The sequence below is a fragment of the Enteroscipio rubneri genome, from assembly GCF_002899715.1.
GTDB lineage: Bacteria > Actinomycetota > Coriobacteriia > Coriobacteriales > Eggerthellaceae > Enteroscipio > Enteroscipio rubneri.
Map to the genome: position 1 here is coordinate 25,369 of NZ_PPEK01000006.1, position 21,183 is coordinate 46,551.

At 61.7% G+C, this 21,183-nt stretch carries 22 protein-coding genes, 1 tRNA gene and 2 pseudogenes; 10 read left to right on the forward strand and 15 right to left on the reverse strand.

Annotated elements, in window-relative coordinates:
• Positions 1-79 precede the first annotated feature (79 nt).
• The 5 genes from C2L71_RS06330 to C2L71_RS06350 form a co-directional block, all read right to left on the reverse strand.
• Complete coding sequence (locus tag C2L71_RS06330) at positions 80-553, reverse strand: universal stress protein (protein ID WP_103264946.1); 474 nt, start codon at positions 551-553, stop codon at positions 80-82.
• A 44-nt stretch (positions 554-597) separates the two neighbouring features.
• Positions 598-1,458, reverse strand: a complete 861-nt coding sequence (locus C2L71_RS06335; protein WP_103264947.1) for a stress response protein nst1 — start codon at positions 1,456-1,458, stop codon at positions 598-600.
• A 188-nt stretch (positions 1,459-1,646) separates the two neighbouring features.
• On the reverse strand, positions 1,647-3,095 hold the full coding sequence (locus tag C2L71_RS06340) for an N-6 DNA methylase (RefSeq protein ID WP_103264948.1): 1,449 nt from the start codon (positions 3,093-3,095) through the stop codon (positions 1,647-1,649).
• Between the two features lie 53 nt (positions 3,096-3,148).
• On the reverse strand, positions 3,149-4,762 hold the full coding sequence (locus tag C2L71_RS06345) for a helix-turn-helix transcriptional regulator (RefSeq protein WP_103264949.1): 1,614 nt from the start codon (positions 4,760-4,762) through the stop codon (positions 3,149-3,151).
• A 171-nt stretch (positions 4,763-4,933) separates the two neighbouring features.
• On the reverse strand, positions 4,934-6,673 hold the full coding sequence (locus C2L71_RS06350) for an FAD-dependent oxidoreductase (protein WP_103264950.1): 1,740 nt from the start codon (positions 6,671-6,673) through the stop codon (positions 4,934-4,936).
• Between the two features lie 431 nt (positions 6,674-7,104).
• On the opposite strand from C2L71_RS06350, the gene C2L71_RS11920 reads away from it, so the two are divergent.
• Positions 7,105-7,293 carry a hypothetical protein gene (locus tag C2L71_RS11920; RefSeq protein ID WP_129588480.1) on the forward strand — a complete coding sequence of 63 codons (189 nt, stop codon included), beginning with the start codon at positions 7,105-7,107 and terminating at the stop codon, positions 7,291-7,293.
• Positions 7,294-7,387: 94 nt separating this feature from the next.
• Here the strand turns inward: C2L71_RS11920 and C2L71_RS06355 are convergent, their stop codons facing one another.
• From C2L71_RS06355 to C2L71_RS06365, 4 genes and pseudogenes are all read right to left on the reverse strand, one after another.
• Positions 7,388-7,834: a hypothetical protein gene (locus C2L71_RS06355; protein WP_239926416.1), complete on the reverse strand. Its 447-nt coding sequence runs from the start codon at positions 7,832-7,834 to the stop codon at positions 7,388-7,390.
• A gap of 99 nt (positions 7,835-7,933) precedes the next feature.
• Positions 7,934-7,996: pseudogene (locus tag C2L71_RS12485) on the reverse strand (zinc-ribbon domain-containing protein); the annotation flags it as partial.
• A 13-nt stretch (positions 7,997-8,009) separates the two neighbouring features.
• Complete coding sequence (locus C2L71_RS06360) at positions 8,010-8,228, reverse strand: hypothetical protein (RefSeq protein ID WP_103264952.1); 219 nt, start codon at positions 8,226-8,228, stop codon at positions 8,010-8,012.
• Positions 8,228-8,872: a hypothetical protein gene (locus C2L71_RS06365; protein WP_103264953.1), complete on the reverse strand. Its 645-nt coding sequence runs from the start codon at positions 8,870-8,872 to the stop codon at positions 8,228-8,230. Before C2L71_RS06365 ends, C2L71_RS06360 begins: the two co-directional genes overlap by 1 nt.
• Positions 8,873-8,985: 113 nt before the next feature.
• Here C2L71_RS06365 and C2L71_RS06370 point away from each other — a divergent pair, with 113 nt between their 5' ends.
• The 3 genes from C2L71_RS06370 (at position 8,986) to C2L71_RS06380 (ending at position 10,712) form a co-directional block, all read left to right on the forward strand.
• Positions 8,986-9,216 carry a helix-turn-helix domain-containing protein gene (locus C2L71_RS06370; protein WP_103264954.1) on the forward strand — a complete coding sequence of 77 codons (231 nt, stop codon included), beginning with the start codon at positions 8,986-8,988 and terminating at the stop codon, positions 9,214-9,216.
• Positions 9,217-9,251: 35 nt separating this feature from the next.
• Positions 9,252-9,995, forward strand: coding sequence for a TIGR02391 family protein (locus C2L71_RS06375; RefSeq protein ID WP_103264955.1), 744 nt, complete (start codon positions 9,252-9,254; stop codon positions 9,993-9,995).
• Positions 9,996-10,100: 105 nt separating this feature from the next.
• On the forward strand, positions 10,101-10,712 hold the full coding sequence (locus tag C2L71_RS06380) for a hypothetical protein (protein WP_129588481.1): 612 nt from the start codon (positions 10,101-10,103) through the stop codon (positions 10,710-10,712).
• 245 nt (positions 10,713-10,957) lie between these two features.
• Here the strand turns inward: C2L71_RS06380 and C2L71_RS06385 are convergent, their stop codons facing one another.
• The 3 genes from C2L71_RS06385 to C2L71_RS06395 are packed head-to-tail and all read right to left on the reverse strand — an operon-like array spanning position 10,958 to position 12,367.
• Positions 10,958-11,971 carry an IS110 family RNA-guided transposase gene (locus C2L71_RS06385; protein WP_103264957.1) on the reverse strand — a complete coding sequence of 338 codons (1,014 nt, stop codon included), beginning with the start codon at positions 11,969-11,971 and terminating at the stop codon, positions 10,958-10,960.
• Positions 11,968-12,171, reverse strand: a complete 204-nt coding sequence (locus C2L71_RS06390) for a helix-turn-helix domain-containing protein (RefSeq protein ID WP_204600463.1) — start codon at positions 12,169-12,171, stop codon at positions 11,968-11,970. The genes C2L71_RS06385 and C2L71_RS06390 overlap by 4 nt, the downstream gene beginning before the upstream one ends.
• Positions 12,158-12,367 carry a helix-turn-helix domain-containing protein gene (locus tag C2L71_RS06395; protein ID WP_103264959.1) on the reverse strand — a complete coding sequence of 70 codons (210 nt, stop codon included), beginning with the start codon at positions 12,365-12,367 and terminating at the stop codon, positions 12,158-12,160. Before C2L71_RS06395 ends, C2L71_RS06390 begins: the two co-directional genes overlap by 14 nt.
• A gap of 98 nt (positions 12,368-12,465) precedes the next feature.
• Between C2L71_RS06395 and C2L71_RS06400 the strand changes: the two genes are divergently transcribed.
• Both C2L71_RS06400 and C2L71_RS06405 read left to right on the forward strand, forming a co-directional pair.
• The gene (locus C2L71_RS06400) at positions 12,466-13,686 is read left to right on the forward strand and encodes a hypothetical protein (protein WP_103264960.1); all 1,221 of its coding nucleotides are present in this window, start codon (positions 12,466-12,468) and stop codon (positions 13,684-13,686) included.
• A gap of 33 nt (positions 13,687-13,719) precedes the next feature.
• Positions 13,720-14,961, forward strand: a complete 1,242-nt coding sequence (locus C2L71_RS06405; protein WP_103264961.1) for a tyrosine-type recombinase/integrase — start codon at positions 13,720-13,722, stop codon at positions 14,959-14,961.
• Between the two features lie 120 nt (positions 14,962-15,081).
• Here C2L71_RS06405 and C2L71_RS06410 read toward each other — a convergent pair.
• Positions 15,082-15,157: transfer RNA gene (locus tag C2L71_RS06410), tRNA-Phe, on the reverse strand.
• 205 nt (positions 15,158-15,362) lie between these two features.
• Positions 15,363-15,488, reverse strand: a pseudogene (locus C2L71_RS06415) (twin-arginine translocase TatA/TatE family subunit); the annotation flags it as partial.
• A 397-nt stretch (positions 15,489-15,885) separates the two neighbouring features.
• On the opposite strand from C2L71_RS06415, the gene C2L71_RS06420 reads away from it, so the two are divergent.
• The gene (locus C2L71_RS06420; protein WP_239926418.1) at positions 15,886-16,527 is read left to right on the forward strand and encodes a TetR/AcrR family transcriptional regulator; all 642 of its coding nucleotides are present in this window, start codon (positions 15,886-15,888) and stop codon (positions 16,525-16,527) included.
• A gap of 208 nt (positions 16,528-16,735) precedes the next feature.
• Positions 16,736-17,206, forward strand: coding sequence for a 5-(carboxyamino)imidazole ribonucleotide mutase (purE, locus tag C2L71_RS06425; RefSeq protein WP_103264964.1), 471 nt, complete (start codon positions 16,736-16,738; stop codon positions 17,204-17,206).
• Between the two features lie 387 nt (positions 17,207-17,593).
• On the opposite strand, the gene C2L71_RS06430 is transcribed toward purE, so the two are convergent.
• A complete protein-coding gene (locus C2L71_RS06430; RefSeq protein ID WP_103264965.1) occupies positions 17,594-17,929 on the reverse strand; it encodes a TFIIB-type zinc ribbon-containing protein in 336 nt (111 codons plus the stop codon).
• A gap of 350 nt (positions 17,930-18,279) precedes the next feature.
• On the opposite strand from C2L71_RS06430, the gene C2L71_RS06435 reads away from it, so the two are divergent.
• Both C2L71_RS06435 and C2L71_RS06440 read left to right on the forward strand, forming a co-directional pair.
• Complete coding sequence (locus C2L71_RS06435; RefSeq protein WP_239926420.1) at positions 18,280-20,589, forward strand: thiamine pyrophosphate-dependent enzyme; 2,310 nt, start codon at positions 18,280-18,282, stop codon at positions 20,587-20,589.
• The gene (locus tag C2L71_RS06440; RefSeq protein WP_103264966.1) at positions 20,582-21,178 is read left to right on the forward strand and encodes an indolepyruvate oxidoreductase subunit beta; all 597 of its coding nucleotides are present in this window, start codon (positions 20,582-20,584) and stop codon (positions 21,176-21,178) included. The genes C2L71_RS06435 and C2L71_RS06440 overlap by 8 nt, the downstream gene beginning before the upstream one ends.
• Positions 21,179-21,183: the final 5 nt, after the last annotated feature.

Sequence of the window (21,183 nt, forward strand, 5' to 3'; positions counted from 1 at the left end):
CCGCGCAGCAAGATCTGCTCGTTCGTTTCGGAGGTCGTCCCGGAAAACTGCAAGACGACGCTTTGCGCCGCCTGCGAGGCTAGCGTTCCGCGCGGTGCTTGACGATGAGCACCGGCATGTGCGCTTCTCGCAACACGTAATTGCTCACGCTGCCGAGAATGCCACGCAAGGCGCCAAGGCCGCGCGATCCCATGATTATGAGGTCGCAGCCGCCCTCTTCGGCATAGGCGACAATTTGCTCGCCGGGTTCTGTCTCTTCGAGAAACTCGACGGTCAGCTCGTTCATGAGATCTGGCAGCAAGCCAACGATGGCGTCATGCAGCTCGGCAATGGCCGCCTCGTAGTCGGCCTGCGGTACAACGGGAGTGAATGTGCTGTTTGTGGGCCTTTTTTCGGCCTTGAGACGCTCTGCGAGCAGCAGCTCGGTGTCGACGATCTGAATAATGCTCAACCGAGCGCCGGGATCGTCCTTCGCATAGCGCGTTGCTTCTGCGAGCGCCGCTTTTGCCGATACAGAGCCGTCATAGGGAACAAGGATGTGGTCGTAGAGCATGGTAGGCCTCCCTCATGTGAGCCATGCGGTCGGCTTTCAGTATATCAGGCGAAAGACGCTGTGCGTTCGGCGGCCTCGGGCGATACGATCTCGAAGCTGGTGCGCGCACACGGGCTCTCGAGCAGTGTGCGGTCGTCTTTCGCGAAGCGGAAGCGCGCGGGAACGTCGGGGCTTTCGTGGATGGAGCGCTCCATGGCGCCCTGCTGTGGGGCCTGCAGGCGGCGGCCTTGCGGCTCCGGCAGCTCGATGCGCAGGTCGAGGCCGCGTTGCGCAAGATGGACGGCGGTGCTGCTGGCTTCGAGGACATGAACTCCCAGATACGTCGCAAGCCGGTACTCTCTGCCGTCCAGCCATACGATCGCGATGCACCCGGTGAAGCGCACGCCGGGCAGCGGGATTTCGGCGATCGCGACCATCACGGATGCGTCTTCTGCGAAGTCCATGCTCTGCGCCCAAAGGTACGAGCGAGGGAAGCTGCAGCCTCGGTCGCCTTCCATGTAGCCGAGCCCCTCGGTGAAGCGCATGACGCTGTCGTCGAGGCTGATCGATCCCTCCACGCGATGCCGCATGCTGAACACGGTGTGCTTCGTCTCCATGGGCAGCAGTGCGAAAGGCCCCATGATGTCGTAGCGCAGGGGGATGTGCCCGCGGTAGCGAAGACGGCCCACGAGCTCCACGTCGGGAGTGCGCACGTCCACGTCCATGCCGTTTTGCGCGAAGACGCTGGAGCCGATGCGCATGATGCCGTCTTGGCGGAAGTCTTCCAGCGGATAGGCGACGAAATGGGAGGCCGAAGAAGTGATGATCTGGATAAACGCGCTGTCTTGAGCGCGGCCGGGGATGACAGCCAACACGTCATCGCCCTGCTGGTGCTTCATGTACCATCCCTCGTAGTACGGCTTCATGCGGATCCCTTCGCATCGGTGCGGACAGCTGCGCCTGAGGCGCAGCGCCGATGCTAGCCCATGGAGGAAGCGGGCCGGCTTCGCCCGGCCAACCGCAGGGCAACGGTCCGCCGACGGGAGTCTGCCGACAGGAGCCTGGTCGGCAACGGTCCGCCGACGGGGTGACCTATCGGCGAGCGATGGCCGGTTCAAACGTGCGTCCAGGGCGTCAGAACGCAGCCGTTCGCCTTCACTTCGCCGGGCGCTGCCGCCCGGCAGAAGCCCGGCTCATCGCAGGGGCCCGAACCGCCGGCCCACGCCTCGAACGCGCCGACGATGCGCTGTGCGGCCTCGCGCGGCAGACGGCGGGCAACGTTCCCCGAAGGATCGATCCCCCGCGCTTCGCCCAGCTCGAGCGCGTTGACGAACAGCGTATCGGCGCGGCGCCTTCCCTTCCGCATGATCACGAGCGACGCAGGGGGCCGCCCGTCGGCGAACAGGCCGCCCGGCAGCGCGATCACGGCTTCGACGAGGCCACTTCGGGCCCATGCGCGCCGCGCGGCCGCTTCCCGGCCGCTCTGCGTATGCAGCGCTGCGTTGCACAGCAGCATGAGCGCGCAGCCGTCCTCCTCCATGCAGGCGACCGTCTGCTGGATCCAGGCGAAGTTCGCCTTGTTGCGCGGCGGCGGGCTGAAGACCCAGCGCGGATCGGCCGCATCGACGGCCCGATTCGTCCACGTCCCTTGGTTAGGCGGGGGGAAGCACACGCAGACCGCGCTGCGGTGCACGCTCTCGGGATCGGCGAGGCCGCCGGTGGAGCTGCCGGTGGACGCCACGACGTCGATCGGCTCCTCGCCGGTGCGCGCCAGCGCGGCCAGCAGGCCGTCGGCTACGGCCAGCACCCCCTCGTCGACCGCGGGAGTGCCGTCGCTCCGGTCTTCGCGCGGCCGGGGCAGCGGCGTGCGCGCGGGCAGCGCATCCGCGCGTTCGAGCCGGGCGACGTCGTGCGCCGCGAGCATCCAGGCGCGCGCGAGCAGCCCGCGGAACTCTTCGGCTCCCATCCGTTCGCACAGTCCCATCGTTTCGGCGAACTGGCGTCGCTTTTCGCTTTGCGGCCAGGGCACGATCGCGCTCCGCAGGTCCGCGAGCTCGATGACGCGGGCGGCATTCGTGCCCTTGGCATAGCGGCCGGCATCGAGCGCGCCCAGCACGCAGCGGAGGTAAGGGAGATCACCCGGGGCGGGGCGCACGATGTGAAACTGGTCCGAAGCCGAGAAGCGGCCCTGCGCCTCCACCACGAGCAGCTTCCCGTCGCGCGTGGACACAGCGCCCTTCGCGCCGACGAGCAGGGCCTCGCCCTCCATGGCGAAGTCGTCGATGCTCGCCTGCTGGAACCCACGCAGGTGCAGCGGGTACGGCCCCGAGCGCAGGGGCAGCTCGCGGGCGGCAAGGCGCACGCATTCGGTATCGCCTACGTTCGCGCACGAGCGCAGATGCCGTAGGCGCAGGCCGTCGGCGCATGCACGCAGCACGTCGGCGCATGCCGCCTTCAGGAGCCTTGCCCGCTCGTCTCCGTCCGCCAGGAGGCGTTCGAGCGCGCTACGGATGCGCCGGTCCAGTTCGCTTCGGCGCTCCGCGATCGATTGCGCAGTATCCATGTCCGTTCCTTTCTTCGCACCGTTCCGCAGGCTGCGGCGTCGGCCCTCGCCTCTTACCGTTCGCGCTCGATCTCGTTCAGCGCTTCAATGAGTTCGCGCCGGTTGTGCACGGCCATTTTCGCGTACAGGTTCTTGAGGTGCGTCTTGACGGTGTTCACCGATATCATGAGGATCTTCGCGATGTCGGTGGAGTTGTATCCCGCCAGCAGCAGCACGGCGACGTCGATCTCGCGGTCGGTTAGCTTGTACTGCTGCCGGTAGACGGGGTTTTTCCTCAGCTCGTCCTCCGTCACGTTCGCAACCGATATGACCACGCGCTGCAGGGGGTCGTCGGACCCTTCGCCCTTGCCGGCTCCGTCCGCGCCCACCATGCCGGCGCTTCGCGCGGCTTGACGGGAGAACAGGCCCGACGAGATGGCGGCGAGCGCAACCACGTACAGGATGATCACCGAGACGATGAGGATGCCGATGGCGTCCATGCCGATGAACTCCGCCACCGCCATGCACACCATTCGGCCGAACTGGATGGAGAAGTACATGATGCCGCACACGATGCCGCCTACGAACAGGGGATTGCTCCAGAACTCCCGCACCGCGTTGAGCGCGGTCAGAATCACGCACATCGACACGATGGTGAACGCGATGTTGTCGACTGCGTAGAGCACCGTCTGCACCTGGACATTCTGGAACGAGGAGAACACCCCGCACGTCGCCATGATCACGAGCAGCACCGAATAGGTCCGGTAGGAGGTCCTGGTTCCGCCTCCTGCCTTGCCGGTTGCCCAGAACGCCAGCGCGCCTCCCAGGTAGCCGACGGAGAAAAGTGTGCGGATGGCCTCGTCGGGCAGGAACCCTTCGAGAGAGATCACGCGTTGCGCGCCGCAGACGAAGGCGATCGCCACCAGGCACAAAAGCGAGCGGCGCTCCATGAATATCCACGACAGGAACCGCCGGCCCTCCTCCGCGGGCGATCCGCCGCGGCCTACAGGCAGGCGTCCCGCGCCGATGGGCGGCAACGTGGGCCCGGGCGGCGCACCGCCGTCGGGCGCGAGCGCGGAGCGCGAGGGCTCCCCGTCGTCCGGCAGAGGGGCGGGGCGCGCCGGTTCGTCGGTGCACGTCTTCACGGCGCCCAGGCAGTAGTACATGAGCGCGCTGCAGCCTGCGACGATCAAGGACAGCGCGCTGAACAGCATGACGGTATCCGGGATGAGGCCGATCGCCAGGATGACGGCCCCCGAGAGCATCGTGCTCGCCACCATGGCGCGCGCGACGCGGGTCGGCTCCATGCGCGCGTAGACGAGAAACCAGCAGAGGAAGCAGGCGCCCTGGCCGCAACCGAACAGCGCGCCTGCGACGCTTGCCAAAAACGGCGGCGTGGAATCGCCGACCGCTTGGTACAGGGTGAGCGCGTAGCCGGCGACCAGCAGCGCGAGCGCCGCGTGCGGGGCTATCCGCTCGGCCGGCTGCGGATGCCGGGCGGCAAGCAGCGCGACAAGGAACAGGCAGCACACCTGGCCGATCTCGGCCGCATGCGCGTACAGCGGAAACGTGACAGCGATGTTCTGGCCGAAGAATAGCGGGTTCACCCGTCCGGCGAACAGCCCGAAGAACACGAGCAGGAGCGCATATCCCCCCACGACCGCCGCCCGCGTGCGTTTTTCGTTCATAGCACCCTCCCTGGGTTCCTCTTCGGCGAAGCGCCCGGCGCGCTCCGCCGAAGAGGAACCGGAAGCCTCCTCTGCAAGGCTTCCGGTTCGACCGAGATCCGGGTGTAGATTATCCCACTTCTCACGAGCGCGCCCGCGGCGCGTCCTTCAGGCTGCGCCGCGGGCGGCGGTCTACGCCTTCGCCAGCTCCTTGCCGAGCAGGTAGGGGAAGGTGATGCACGCCATGCCCAGATTCTGTCCCGGAACGCGGAAGTTGTAGAACGTCCCGAAGGTGTCTCCCATCATCGATCCTACGTTGTACAGCCCTTCGATGGGCGTATTGGCTTCGTCGCATACCTCGCAGTTTGGCGATGTCCGCAAGCCTCCGAGCACGCACAGGAACTGCGCGGGGCCCAACTGGTTGTACTGCCCGTAGAACGGACCCTGGTCGATGGGGATGAGGAAGTCCTTGCACTTGTGGTACTGCGTATCGTTGCCGGCCGCCACATCGGCGTTGTACTGTTCGATGGTGGCTTTTGCGACGTCTACGTCGATGCCGCCCTTCTCGGCAAGCGCTTTCAAGACGTCGTCGAGGGTGTCGCCCTTTACGTAGGTGCCCTCATCGACGCCAGCTTCGAACTCGGCTGCTTTCTCGTCGGCGGAGACGGGCGCGATTCCGAGGCTGTCCATGTTGTTGCCCAGGCCCTCCCATGTATCGAACCGATGGGCGAAGGCGGAATCCCAGACGGTGAATACCTTCTTGTCGGTCTGGCCGCTGATGGCGTATCCTGCGTACACCGACGTAGTATCTTCGTTGATGAAGCGCTGACCTTCTACGTTAAGCAAGATTCCGGGATGGTTCTGGTCGGAGCATGGCGCGGGGAATCCGTACCAACCGATCATCGGGGCGCTCGGAGTGGTGTTCTGCCAAGCGGCCCCCACCCATAGGCCCATCTTCTGGCCATCGCCGGGCATAAGGCCTCCGAACTGGAACTCTGCGTCGTAGTCGCCAGCACTTTCGGCGACGTAGTCGGCGAAGGCGTTGCAGTATTTGGCCATCATGTCGGGGTCTCCCGAAAAGTCGCCCGTGGCCATGACGATGGCCTTCGAGCCCTCGAACTTCACGTATTCGCCGTCTTCGTTCGTGGCGATCACAGAGGAAACGCGTCCGGTATTGTCGTTCTCGCGGACGAGGTACTCGGCTTTCGTGTTGTAGCGGATGCTGCCGCCGTTGTCGAGGATGTACTGCTCCAGGGTCGCGGTGAGCAGAGGCTCGCCGTCGTTAGCCGAGTTCTGTATCTCGGGGCCGTAGAAGTTGTGCGCGCCGCTTGGGATGCTGAACGTGCCATTGGGGTCGGCGTAGGGCAGTTCGAGCGTGGTGGTGTAGCCGGCAGCTTCCATAATGTCGGTGACCCAGTCCATAGCTTCGCCTGACTCGTTAATCCATTTCCACCACTTGCGCGAGTCCATACGGTAGCCCTGGCGTGCGATCTCGTTGTTGAAGTGCGCGGCCACCGTATCGGGTGTGTAGGCAAGTCCAAGGCGTGCCTGCGTTTTCGTGCCCACCGCATGGTTCGAGCCGCCGCGCGAAACGGCCTTCGTGCCGGCGGAGAACAACGTGCAGCTGCCGCCGTGTCCCAGTACGGAAGCGGCTGCCATGAGACCCGATACACCCGATCCTATGACGATCACGTCGTCGGCGATGGTCTCGACCAGCTGGCTATCGTCTACGGGCTCGGGCGGCACTTCGAAGCTCCAGGTGAGGTTGCCGTAGGCCTCGGCGGTCATCGGTCCTACCACCGCGGCTGCTTCCGAAGACGAAGTGGGTTGCTGCGGGCTGCACCCGGCGATCATAGCGCCCGATGCCGTCGCGGCCCCTGCGACGAGCGCTCCCTTGAGAAAGCTTCTGCGGTCGAATGCGTGTGTGCTCATGGTCCCTCCTACAAGACGTCGACGGGCAGTCGGCCCGCCGCGCGGCCGCTCCCATCGGGCCGCTTCGGCGTCAGTGTAGGATTGACGCAGGCCGGAATCCTCACACCAGGTGGGTGAGATTCGCACGTTTCACTTCGTCGTCTGACCGGATCATCGTCGAAAGCATCGAGCGGGATTTGGAGCACGCCTGCTATCCTGTCGTCCGTCTCGGCGTGGCGAAATAAAAGCGCCTCTCGAGCGAGTCGAGAGGCGCGGTGCACGCGATGGTGGTCGGAGGGGGACTTGAACCCTCGACATGTAACGCCTGGTCAAACCTATGAAACCTTGATGGATCATTTACGAACAACCGAGGGGAACAGAGGGGCTTGTAAGACTCCGTAACTCCCTGTAGTCATGTACAGAATTCGTACACGTTACAGAGAGGGCCATCAATGGAGAAGCATGCAACCGTCTTAAATCTTGAACTGGAGCCGTTGTATAACGATTTGCTCAACTTAGCTAGCCTATTGCTCGCTGTGGGGGATGCGCTTGAAAACGAAGGGAATCTATATGCTGGTGCCGTAGTTGTAGCACGTCGTGAGCTTGCAAAAGTCGCCGAGACGGTGAAGTGGGCTGTATAGCAGTAGCGACTCCCCCGCAGAAGCCGCTACTGCTTGAATCGCAAGGGATGGAGGGCGGGCAACACCGTACTCCCGGGATGAATAATCTAAGTAATCAGCGCATGACAAGGGGCATCGGCAAAAGGAAAGCGACGAGAAATCCAATGAGGATAACCGTTGCGTACATACCAAAGCCCCACCGCTTCTCGCTCTTGGAGCCGTGCAGCCTTACGGCTCCAATATTTATCCCCGTGGCGATGGCGGCAAGGAGCGCGCCGCCCACTACCGTGAGGTAAAAGCCGAACCCCACATAGGAATTGTTCGCAGAAACACCGGCGATATGCATGAGGCCGAAAACCAACGAAAGCGCAGCAAAGGCCGCCTCTATAGCTGCTGCATTTTTGCTGGGGGTTCTCAAGTAGTAGAAGAAGAACCCAGCGGCGGTTGAGAGGACGGCGAGCAATTGCACCGCCGCGATGATGTATGCGTCGGTGGAAATTGCGTAGTGCAGGAACATGGATAGAGCGAAATAACCAGCCACAAGAAAGGCGGCTGCGTTCACGACTAGGCCGCCCATGGGGGTCTTTCGTGGTGCAATAGGGGGTGCGGCTGTCGGTTTATTGACCGGTGCGGTTTCGGCGGGGGCGGCACCCGTCTTCGTGCCGCATCCATCGCAAAACCTCGCATCGTCGTTCAGCTTCTTACCGCAGTTTTGACAATACATCAGACTATCCTCCCTACAGTTCGCGGGCGGTGTTGGTGCCCGTGTCCAGCTCGAAGCGCTTGCGGATGTCGCCGGTCAGCTCCACGGTTGCCACGGTGCCATCGATGGTCACCGACGCTATGTCGCTGTCGTAGCCCGACCATCCGGAGAGGGTCGCGTAGACCTCTCGCATGCCGTCCTCGAAGACGATGGCGCGGGTGCTGGGGTCGGTCTTGTCGTTATACGCGTACATCACAGGCTCCCTTCGCTCGGCTGGGCGTTCTTCGCGTTCTCGGTCGCCGCTTCTCTCACGGCATCGGCGAGGTCTTCAAGCTCGATGACCCTGCGCGCGCCAAGCGCGGCGAGCTGCGGGAGGCTGATGCTGCCTTGCGTGCCGCGTTCGTTCAGCTTCGAGGTGGGCAGCACGTAGAACTCCCATTGGGAGAGGTCGAGCGGGTTGGGGTTCATCATGTCCTGGATGGTGCAGTTCTCAAAGGCGAATACGTACACGTCGGCCTGACGGCGCACCGCTTCTTCATAGGTGTTGTCTTCCGGGTTCCATGCGCGCGACGGGCGCGTGCTGAACGAGGGGATGGAGAGCGCTTTCTGCCCCCATACTTGAATGTACGCGGAGGTCTTCACCTCCACCTTGACCCGCTCGGCCTCCCACAGTATGTCGTAGGCTCCCCATTCCTCGCTGGTGCCGCCCGCGCAGTCGAGCGCAAGGCTCACGAGGTACTCCGCGAACTTGCCGCGCTCGGCGTTGCTGTTCAGCTCGGAGTGCGCCCAGCGCCAATAGTCTTGCACACACGCAATCTTCCTGCCCTCGCACAGGATGGGTTCGCCGCCGGTCTTCGGCGTGCATCGTATGACGGGGTACTTGATTTTCTCTGCCATGCATCCTCCAATCGATCTCCTTCTCACACTATATCGCAGATTGTCACCGATATAGGTGTAACTCATATAGGGCTATAGGAAACGATGTGAGCCTATCGGAGAAAGGCTCACGCATGACTGAACTGGATATAAAGATGAGGACGGGTCTTCGCATCAAAGAGCTGCGCGCGAAGACCGGCCTGAGCCAGGAGAGCTTCGCATGGGGCATCGGCATGGCGAGAACGTACTTCGCGGAGGTGGAGACCGGCAAACGCAACATGTCGCTCGTGAACCTTGAACGAATAGCGGATGGCCTCGGCGTGACCTTGACAGAGTTCTTTGATTCGGAATTGTTCGACAAATAGTATCGCCTAAATAAATAATCAGGGAGGTAAGGCTTGTGGTTGACTACAGCATTGAGTGGGTGGTTAAACAGCTTGATGAATTTATCGAGTTGACGAAAGGGAGATACAAGGGCAGCCCCGAAGACATGGGCGTGTGGTGGTCGGTGTCTGGCGATTCCGATTCAATCAAAGCACAACTACCCGTTGTTGAACGGATTTTCGACCGCTTTGTACCCGGCTGGAATAACCCTCCAATTCTGTACAATTTGGACGAGCCAACCGAACAACTTTGGGGACGACATAGAGACCTTGCTCTTCGCGTTAAAACGTTTGTTGAGCGTGAACAGGAGATTAGGTGCTACCTTGGTGATGGAGCGCCTAACATTTCCGCAAGCAACCTTCACCCATGGGTGTGGAGCGGAGCTGCTTCGTTGTGGCAGTCGGGTCATTTCCGCTCTGCGGTTGAAGACGCTGCAAAAAAGGTAAATGCTGAGACCCAAAACAAACTGCATCGACGCGACGTTAGTGAAACCCGTCTTTTCAACGAGGCATTCAGCGAAGACCCTGCTGTACCAGGGAAGCCTCGCCTGCGACGCATGAGTCCCGATGGAAGCAACACATATCGTTCGATGCAACGAGGAGCGCGGGCGCTCGCAGAAGGAATTTATGCTGGAATAAGAAATCCGTTCAACCATGAAAGCCCACATGATATCGATGAGCAGGTTGCCTTGGAGTATCTTGCAGCGTTGAGCATTCTCGCGAGATGGGTTGATGAGTCTGAGCTGGAGGAAGCGGCCTAAACGGCTTAAGTCGTTCACTCGGCCTCAAACGCTGCAAAAGAATCGTGATGCCGAGGTGGAAACACGACGCAGTGCAAAGTATCCTTTATTGTTGGAGGTGCTTGCATGGGAAAGAAATCCACGGCGGCAATGGTCGAGCTGCGTACGGCCAAGGTGGCTGAACTGCTCATAGACGGGTGGAGCCGTGCCCGGATATGTGAATATGCGCGAAACCAACATTGGAACGTGAGCGAGGGGCAAATAGACCGCTACATAGCTTCGGCGCGGGAGCGCATCAAGGCCAATTGCTCGAAGGACACCGAGGAGAAGTGCGCACTCGCCGAGGCGCGCCTTGAGGCGTTATACGGCAAAGCTGTCGAGGCGGGAGACCTCCGGTTGGCGCTCAATGTAGTGAAAGAACAGAGGGCGCTGCAAGGCCTCGACGAAGCTTCGGGTGCGGCTGCGCCGGGTAAGGACGCCCTCCCGTTCTACGCTGTGCTGGCCTCATACGGTGAGGCTTTACGCGTCAACCTGACCCCCGAACAGCTCAGGGCGGTCGTAAGGGATGCGAACGAGTATGCCGTCATAGGCCAATCTTTGGAACCCGATTGGGAGCCCCCGGCTGATTGCATGGCCCAGTGCGTCGAGGATGTAAGGAGACTGAGGAGGACGCGCACCCGAGAAGAGTTGCAAGAAGCCGGTATTATTGAAGAAGGCGGTCTTGAGCTGCCCTCGTGACGTACAGGTATGTTGCTTACCCAGGTAATAGGGAATGACAAGGCAAGACCCATGGGCCTTGCCTTGTTTTTGAGTGAGCCTCGGAAGAAAGCCCCTACCGACCGTCGGTTGCGGCGCGCAAGCGCGCAAATCAGGTAGTCGTGTCTCGACCCCGGAACGGAAAGTGATAGGTTGCGGCTAGGCCATGTACGTTGCGCCGTTCCAGGACGCGACAATCGGGTGAGGTTTCCTTCCTTTGGTTATGTCTAGTCGAGACGGTGGGCCAATGCCCACGCCTGCTCGGCGATGCAGCGAGCCATGATGGCTGCGCGATGAGTTTTCCCGTGCTGGCGTGAGGATCTATCAAGCGAAGCTAGGCATTCGCGTATTGCGCTGTTCTCAGGGTCGGCCAGCCCGTCGGTTTGAAACGAGCCTCCTGTGCGCATGACGGTCGTAGCGGCACTGTAGAAGCATGCTCCCGACGGCGTGCGCTTGCGATTGCCGAGCTGCACGATCTTACCTCCAGAGTCGTGCGGAATAGGAACGAGACCGAGGAAGCTCACATAATCGCGGGCGGTGTCGAACCGCTTGAAGTCCATGGCTTCCGCTGCCGTTGTGAACGCGGTTACAGAGCCGATACCGCTCAACTGTGTCAGTGCGCTCATGTCGGAGTTGCGCTCCACCTCACGACCCATGAACTGGTCAAGGTGAGCTAGCTCGCATTCTGCGCTTTCAAGCTGAGCAGTCAGGGAGTCGAACGAGATACGGTCGTCGGAACTCAAGGAGCCGAGTATGCGCGCTCGCGCATCGGGTGCCATCGTCCTCGGTAGACCATGGCGGTGCGAAAAGGCAGAAAGACGCTTCTTTACGACCGTACGCTGCTGCGCAAGCGCATACCGCTGGCGGGCCGCTTCGCGTTGCGCCTCCTGTTTCTCGGTGGGAATATAGACCGGTTGCAACCGCTTACACAGAAGGAGCGTGGCAAGCGCCTCGGCATCCAGCGCGTCGGTCTTTGCCCGTCCCAATCCAAGCGTGCGTCCCTGCGTAACCATACAGGGTATGCCATGGCTGATGAGTAAGCGGGCAAGCGCGAAGCCGCAGTACCCCGCTTCATAGACGGCTTCACGCTGTCCAGGAAGTGCTTCGAGCCACGCTAGCAAGCCCGCGAAATCACTGCCGTCGAACACACTAGCAAAGATTTCACCTGTATCGGCATCGATAGCGCGCGCAACGATGTTTCTCAAATGCACATCGAGTCCAACTTTGATTCGCGCGTTCATGCCGTCACCTCGTCGCTCAGGAATTCAGCCAAAGCCGGGCGGGGTATACGCCAGAGCCGACCGATCTTGCGTCCAGCCAAAGCCCCGATGCGGCACAGCTCGCAGATGGTCTTGGTCGATACCTGCAAAATATCAGCAGCTTGTCTCACGGTAAGGACGGGCGGGTACTCCTGCAAACCAAAAGCGTTATTTTTCATCATCAACCTCCTCGAACAGAGCGTCTTGGTCGCCCTCCCAATCTAGAGCGCGGGCGAGCCGTTCCTTCCAACCGGGCCAAATTTGCGTATTCCCTGTCACGATGCGGCTGAGGATTGTGGGGCTGATATCTGCACGTTGCGCGAGCTTTGTTTGGCTCAATCCCTTAGCTTGTCGCTCGATTGTAAGTCTGAGAGTCATTCTGAAATCCTTTCCATTGAAGTGTTGACCTAACCAACGCACACGGTTATTATGTAAGAGGAATTTACCGATAAATAAATTTAACGGTAAATATAGAATTGGGGCTGATTTACGGGAAGGTTGATATGGGACGGCTAGAATATGTTAACGAGAACGAGCTTGTTTTCAGCGAGCCTCGCATGCCCTTGTCTCCCATTTGCGGCAGCAGGATTCTGGAGGATATCAACAACCTTCGCACGTGGCGCGATTTCATGACGCTCTGCAACAAGTACGGCGACTGGCTTTGCTACGAGCCTTTCCTTAACAAGAAGATGGGCGCGTTCTCTATGTCTATAGGACATGACATAGTCAGCGCAGCGGGCATGCTTAAGGGCAACCTCGTCAGTGCGGCAGACGCATTCGAGGGCGTGGAATACCTCGACCGATTTTCTTCCGATATACACGGGGACGAGGCCAACGCCGTCTATAACTCCTTCGTCACATGCGTTCATGGAGGTGTGTATCCTTATCGGGTCATCGAAACACGTCAGATGCTCAAGTACCTCCGGCTGTTTCCGTTCGTACTAACCCTCGCAGCCATCGCCAACGATAAACACAACGGGGGCGGGATTGTCGAGGTTGGCGAGTGCGTCATCCTCAAGCTGGGGGAAGAGCCGGGCATGGCGTGCCCGGTTTACATCACCTTGCCCGAAGAGCTGGCCGAAGACGATATGCGCACCCTGTTCTTCACGGACGATGCCAATTTCTCCCAGCTTCCCGAAGCCGAAGCCCTTGCCGAACGGCAGCGGCTTTCCGAGGCGGCGGGTTGTTCGCGCAATGCCCCCGATTTGTCAAAGCGCGTCCGCGTGTTCGTGTTTGACCTCGCTCCGACGCTGACATTAAGCGACGAAGACCGGAGCTATGCCGTGCGGCAGGCATGCGGAACGCTTGCGTGCTTTGTTCTGGCTCGCATAGGGTTCGGTGAATCATCATTGCGCTTCATCAACGGGAAAGCCGTCACCGATGAGGGGGCGACCATCTTCCAGGTTATAGCGCAAGCCGCAAAAGAGATTTTGCTGGATGACGACGTCATCCTTTGTGAGGTGTGCTCACGACCCGTACTCACCAATAAAGACCGGGGAACACCGTCGAAGATCTGCCGTGTCGGCTCGTGCAAGACAACCGCCAGTGCACGTCGGAAAACCCGTGTGGAGCAGTTGGCGGCGAGTGGTGTTCCGGTCGAAGATGCAGTGAGTGAACTAGGGGAGCAGTACCGCCAAAGTATCGAGAGGTGGTTCGAAAATTATGTGTCCACAAGCGCATTGGGTGCTTTGGAATAGGCATGCTGGCAAACAACAGAAAGGAGACCTACCATGCCAAAGGTACGCGGGAACGGGAAGCTGAGGAAGCTTGGGAAGACGGACGGTCTGACGCGGTATCAGATGCGGGTGGCTATCGGTCGCGACCCGGTGACCAACAAGTACATCACTAAGACCAAGGTGGTGCGCTGCAAAACCAAACAAGAGGCAGAAGAGAAGCTGCGGGAGTTTGTTCGCCACATCGAGAGCGGGCTTGCCACGGGAAACGAGGTGCCTACGTTCGCCGAGTTTGCGAAAGAGTGGCACGAGCGTCGGCGCTCCTCGAAGGAACTGAGCATCGGGCAGTTGCGGAAGGAGGGGCTTCATGTCCGAACCCTAAATAATTATTTAGGGAATATCAATCTTCAGGAGCTAAACCCGCGTCTTATTAGCAACATGCTTGTGAAGCTCCGAAATAACGGGTCTCTGTTGCAGAAGTCTCTCTCCGGCACGACGTGCAACGGTATCTTCATCACGCTTAAGCAAATACTGCACGAGGCGTTTGTGTACGAACTTATCCCCAACAACCCGTGCGACAAGCTCAAGGCTCCCAAACGTGACACCAAGGAGAAGCGCGCGCTCACACCGGAGGAGCTGTCTCGGGCAAATGCGGCGCTCGAACAGATGCCGCTTGATGCGCACGTCGTTGCCGTTGCTCTCGCTCTCAATACGGGCATGCGACGCGGCGAAGTGCTTGGCCTCACTTGGCAGGATGTTGACTACGACGCTGGGGTTATTCATGTGCGGCATAGTCTCGCGAGCGACGGCATGACCCTCAAGGAGCCAAAGACGCAGAGCGGAAAGCGTACCGTGCCTGTTGACGCACGATTCATGGATAAGCTTCGCCGCTGGGAGACCCTACAGGAGAAGCGCCTTGCCGAGCTTCGTATAAAGCCCACGATTGATACTCCGGTGGTTACGAGTGGAGTAGGTGGCTTCATGCACCCCGAGAATCTGAATAGGTGGTGGCGCAAACACCGTGTCGAGCTTAGGCTTGAAGAATTCACGCTTCATCAGTTTCGCCATACCTACGCGAGCGTGCTTGTTGGGGAGGGTGCCGACCCGAAGTCCGTTCAGTCGCTCATCGGCCATTCCGATGCCGCGTTCACGATGAAGCTGTACACGCACCACAACATCGAGAACGAGAAGCGTGCGACGCTCAAGATCGCCAATGTTATCTACGGAGACGGTGAGTCAACGGAAGCCCGCCCCGACGAACGAGACGCTATCTCAGCCGCAGAATTCGCGACCGCATAAAGCATTTTCGAGCAACCATGTACACGTTTCGTACACGACAGGTTGCGTAAATGAAAAGGGAGTGTTTGCGCTATCCCAGAATCCCCATCCTGATCAGCACAAACACTCCCTAGCATTCAATGGTGGTCGGAGGGGGACTTGAACCCTCGACACGCGGATTTTCAGTCCGCTGCTCTACCAACTGAGCTACCCGACCACGGGTATCGTCCATGAGGACGTGAATCGGTATTGTACCGGTCGTGCGCGTGCGGGTCAAGCGCGAATTCCAGGAGGGGCGCCAGAGAACATGCCAGGTACCCGACTTGCCCGTGCGCCCGACGTTGCGATTGCCCGCCGCTGTGAGTTTGGTATGGACTCGACGGCGCAGGGCAGATTGCTGCCTAGTCCGTTTCCACGCGCCCGCGCAGTTTTTTGACACCGCGACCGAGCATGCCGCCGAGCTTCGGAAGGTTTTTTGGACCGAAGATGAGCAGCACAACCGCCAAGATCAACGCGAGCTCGGGTACTCCCATGCCGAATATTCTCATGCTTTGTGCTCCTCTCCGTTTCAATCTTTACCAGTGTATTCCCGTGCGAACGCGAGGGACGGCCCTTCGGTGGCGATCGGTCTGGCTGTTGACAACCAAATGCTGTGCTTTCTTGCGATCTGCAAACGCCGGCATCGATTGCTGTCGGCCGAGCAGACCACTTTGCTGGCGATAAGTATAGCAGCATTAAAATTATAGTAACTATAATTTTGAACAGATTCGAACACATTCTATATACTGAAACCGGTGAAAACGCGGCGATGGTCGTCGTGCAAGCGAAAAGCGACGATCGGTCGGTTGGGCGGATGGCTCGCAAAACCTCACAATGACGAGGGTGGGCCGCAGGTTCGCCCGGACTCGATATACGCTCTGGCACATGCGACGAGAGGACGATGGAGTGGAGAAACGAGCAGATGGGGCCGATCGACCGCGGGAAACGTTGCGTGAGCGTAAGCGGCGCGAAACGCGTGAGGCTATCGAACGCGCCGCGATCTCGCTGGTGGACGAGTTGGGATATGAAGGGGTGACGGTCGCCATGATCTGCGATCGAGCCGTTGTGTCGCAGGGCACGTTCTTCAACTACTTTCCCACCAAAGACGCAGCCATCGTCGGCATTCCCGCAGCTCCGCTTGACGTCGATGCTGTTCGTGCCGCATACGACAGCCAGGCTTCAAGCACGCCGTTCTCCGTCACGTTGGCGCTTTTTCTCGAGGTCGTGCGCGCGCTCGACCGGGCGAGCGACATAGCTGCTATGCGATGGCGGCTCGTCTCGCAGACGCCTGCTCTCATGCGCCTGTTTTTGGATGGCACGTTCGGCTTCGTGGCGGACTTCCGGGATTTGCTGGCCGAATACCTTGCGGCGTGCCCCGATCGGCGCGCGTGTCCCCATGAGCTTACGGCGGCCGAGGAAGCCGATCTTATCGTCGCCGAGGCGCTTGCTGCAGCGAAATTTGCTTTGACGCGCGCAACCGGTCGGGAGGAAGGGAACCTGCCGGACAACGAAGAAGTTGGGCGCATTGTGAGAAAGATCGTTGGATAGCGCCGCATGAGGAAGACCTGAAGAGGAGCGATCCGGCAGGGTAGCGTGTACCGGGGAGCTCGGGGCAGCTCGCCGCAGGACGAACGTATGGAAATGCGGAACGAGGCTCGAGGGGCTTCCCGGAAGCATCTACAATGTATGCCGTCGACACCAGCGCGCAATGCGCTGAGAAAGATGCCGCATCGTGCGATCCAGAGAAGGAGAACCAATGTCTTGCGAACAGAAGAACCCGGTCATCGGCATTATCATGGGATCCGAGAGCGATCTGCCCGCCATGGAGCCCTGCATGAAGCAGCTCGATGAGTTCGGCGTACCCTACGAGGTGAAGGTGGCAAGCGCCCACCGCAAGCCGGCCGAGGTGCACGAGTGGGCTTCGAAGGCGCACGAGCGCGGCATCCGCGTGATCATCGCCGCCGCCGGCAAGGCTGCGCATCTGGGCGGGGTTGTGGCTGCATACACGCCGAACCCGGTCATCACGGTGCCCATGAAGACGAGCGACTTAGGCGGTTTGGACTCGCTGCTATCGATGGTGCAGATGCCCTCCGGCGTCCCTGTTGCCTGCGTGGCCATCAACGGCGCGAAGAATGCGGCTATCTTGGCCGTGCAAATCATGGGTACGGGCTGCGACGGCGCTCGTCAGAAGATCATCGACTTCAAGCAGGGCATGGCCGACGCGTAAACGGCGCCGTGCGCGGCGGCAAGATCGCGGGAAGGCGAATCGAAGAAGACGCTGCGGACTGCCGAGCGCCATCATGTTCTGCCTGTCGGCGCTACGGTGCGCTCGTCACGCTCTGGCGTTGCGCGCGGCCGTGCGCGGCGTAGAGGGCATCGGCTTGTTCTTCCCAGCGTCCGCTTTGGCAGAGGCGCTGTTGCGGCTGCTGGTAAGAAGGTGTAGACCGCAAGGGGGTACGGGTTCGTCATCGTGCCCGGCCTGGCGGTGCCCGCTCGCGGCTCTTGCGCTGTTTTTGCCTTCGCCCGCCACCGCAAGCTCCGAGCGAAAAACAAGCAGGCCGTCGCATCGCTTGCGCGCAACGGATCGACGCTCTCGGCGGTGCGGAGCTTGGCGCTAGTCTCCGAAATCGAATAGGTCGCTCAGGAAGCTCTCGGGCTTCTTCTTTTTGCGAATCCTCTTGTCGTAGTCGCCGGGACGCCGCTCGTCGAAGCGACGTCCATCGCGATATGTGTGCTCATCGTAGCGTCGTTTGTCGTAGCGATCTTCGCCAGCATACCGACTATCCTCGTACGGAGCTGCGGAAGGTGCGAACTGGGAATTCGACCGATCGACGATCTTGTCCAGCTCGCCGCGGTCAAGCCATACGCCGCGACACTGCGGGCAGTAGTCGATTTCAATTCCTTGGCGCTCGCTCATCACCAACTCAACGTTGCAGAGGGGGCATTTCATAGGATTCTGCTCTCTCCCGGGCTGCGCGCTTCCCCGCGCGAGCGTACCTGTACCTATCCGGCTTGCCGAACGTATGCGCATGATATCGCATGCTCCGGCTTTTGCGCCGGTAGGATCGCGATGCGTTACGCCGATTTGACATTGCTGCGCGTTCGGTGCCGCAGCGCCGCTCGCGATCTCCGCGACGATCTTCGTGCTCTTCCCTTCGCGGATGCGCCCCGCCGCGTGGGAGCTGGTTTGCTATCATGGAGGAGACGTATTCACGTACATCCTTTGTTTGGGACGGCAGCGGCGCCCCGCCGGTGCCGTTCTTGATGCGGACTATGAGAAACGAAGCAGGCGAGGCGCATATGGCGAAGAGACTTCTGATGGGGAACGAGGCGTTCGCACACGCTGCGCTGGAGGCGGGCGTGCGCGTGGTGGCGGGCTATCCGGGAACGCCGTCATCCGAGCTCATCGAGACGGTGGCGAAGCTGCACGCCGATGGAGCCGCGCGCGGCATCCACGTGGAGTGGTCCACGAACGAGAAGAGCGCGCTCGAGTTGCTGGCCGGCGCGTCGTACACCGGCGCGCGCTGCCTGTTCACCTGCAAGCAGGTGGGCCTCAACGTGGCGAGCGATGCGCTCATGAGCCTGAACTACGTGGGCGTGAAGGGCGGCATGGTGCTGTTCGTGGCCGACGATCCGGGCCCCATCTCGTCGCAGACCGAGCAGGACACGCGCCGCTTTGCGTCGTTCGCCAAGCTGCCCGTGTTCGACCCCGCTACGCCCGATCAGGGATTCGCCATGATGCAGGCCGCCTTCGACCTGTCCGAGCGCTACCGCACGCCCGTCATCGTGCGGCCCACCACGCGCATCAACCACGCTTCGACGTTCTTCGACGTGGCGGACGCCACCGAGGCGCGCCCGGTGCCCAAGGAGGGTTTCCAGCGCGATTCCAAGTGGGTCATCTTCCCGCGTCGCGCCTTCCAGGCGCACGGCGAGATCAACGAGCGCCTGGCGGCGATCGCGCACGATTTCGCCGACGAGCCGGCGCTCGCGGCGTTCAACCCGATGTTTGACGGAGGGAGAGAAGAATCAGGAAGCGCCCGCGCTGCGTCTGCGACCTCCGATTCCGCTTGCACTGCTCCCTCCGACGCCGAATCCGCTGGCGCCGCTGTCCCCTCTGCAGATTCAGGAACGCAAACAAATGTTTCACGTGAAACATTCGCAGCAGCACCGCGTCTCGGCATCGTGGCGGGCGGCGTGTCGGCCGCCTACGCTCGCGAGGCCCTGCGCATGGTGGAAGCGCGCGCAGCGGCGTCCGGCGCGGAAATGCCGGCCTATCGATTCTGGCAGGTGGGCACGCCCTACCCCTTCCCGGAGGAAACGGCCGCGCGGTTCGTCGAAGGCCTCGATGAGGTGCTCGTGCTGGAGGAGCTCGACCACGTGCTGGAGGACGCGCTGCTCGTGCACGCCGCCCGCACGCACTCCTCCTACGAGGTGCGCGGCCGCCTGGCCGGCGATGCGCGCGACCGCGGCGAGAACGACGTGGACGACATCGCCCAGCGCATCGCGCGCTTCCTCGGCATCCCCGATGCCGTCGCGCCCGCGAACGCACTTGCGGCCTACGCTGCCGAAGACGACCCGCTGCCCGTGCGCCCACCCGTGTTGTGCGCCGGCTGCCCCCATCGCGGCAGCTTCTACGCGGTGAAGCGCGCGCTGGGCAAAACGCCCGCCGTGTTGTGCGGCGACATCGGGTGCTACACGCTGGGCAATGCCATGCCGCTCGATGCGGTGGACACGTGCCTGTGCATGGGCGCGGGCATCACGATGGCGCAGGGTTTCGCCGTGGCCGAGCCGCATAAGAAGACGCTTGCGTTCGTAGGCGATTCGACGTTCTTCGCCAGCGGCCTGCCGGGCATCGTGAACGCCGTGTACAACGGCCACGACATCACCGTGTGCGTGCTCGACAACGCTACCACGGCCATGACGGGGTCGCAACCGCACCCCGGAACAGGCCAAACGCTCATGGGACCGAAGCGCGAGCCCATCTCTATCCAGCGCGTGCTGGAAGCGGTCGGCTTCGGCTGCATCGTGCATGCCGATCCGCTCGATCTGGACGCGTCGGTGGCCGCTGCGCGAGAGGCGCTCGACTACGAAGGTCCCAGCGCCATCCTGTTCGAGTCTCCCTGCGTGCAGCTAGTGAAGCCGGCCGAACCAGCCGCCGTGAGCGTCGAAATCTGCACGGGCTGCAAGAAGTGCATCACCGAGATCGGGTGCCCGGCCATCGGCTTCGACGCCGACGCGCGCGGTCCGCGCAGCAAAGAGCGAGGCCAGGCGTTCGTCGACGCCAGCCTGTGCAACGGCTGCGGACTGTGCACCCAGGTGTGCCCCTTCGACGCGCTGCGAGTTCCGCCGGCTTGCCAGCCGGTGGAACCTGCCGACACTGCGGCTTCCCGCAGTGCCCGACCTCGCCGCGCTGACGAAGGCTCGCGTGCTGAAGCACCCCACGCCTTCGCCAGCCCGTCGATCTCAGGCACTGCGGAAACCCTCGCTGACGTCGATGGACCTGCGGCTGTTTCACGTGAAGCATCGTCGGACGCTGGGAGCATCAAGGACGTTGGACGCGCGGCGGCCGCGGACGGATCCGCGGCGGCGGAAGGGGGTTCCCATGCGTAACGTGCTGCTCACGGGAGTTGGCGGCCAGGGCACGGTGCTGGCAGCGAAAGTGCTGGCCCAGGCCGCGCAAGACAAGGGTTGGCAGGTGCGCACGGCCGAGACCATCGGCATGGCGCAACGCGGCGGCAACGTGGTGTCGCATGTGCGCATGGGCGACGCGGGCGAGGAGGTGTTCGCGCCGTTGCTGGCCGAGGGAACCGCCGACCTCGTCATCGCGTTCGAGCCGGCCGAGGCCGCGCGCGTGCTGCCGTTCCTCGCTCCTGAAGGCCTGCTGGTCACCGCGACCACGGCCATCCAGCCGGTCACGGCGGCGCTGTCCGACCGGCCGTACCGCGCCGACGACGTGATCGCGCGCATCGAGCGATCGCTGGCCGGCACCGGCGCGCGCTTCGTCGCCGTCAACGACGTCGCGCTCACCGACGAAGTGGGCAGCCGCAAGGTGCTGAACTCGGTGCTGCTGGCCAGTGCGCTGAGCGTCGGCGCGATACCGCTCGACCTCGACGACCTGCGGCGCGCGCTCGAGGAGTGCGTCAAGCCCCGCTTCGTCGCCCTCAACCTGGCAGCCGTCGACGCGGTGGCGGGGATGTAGAACCG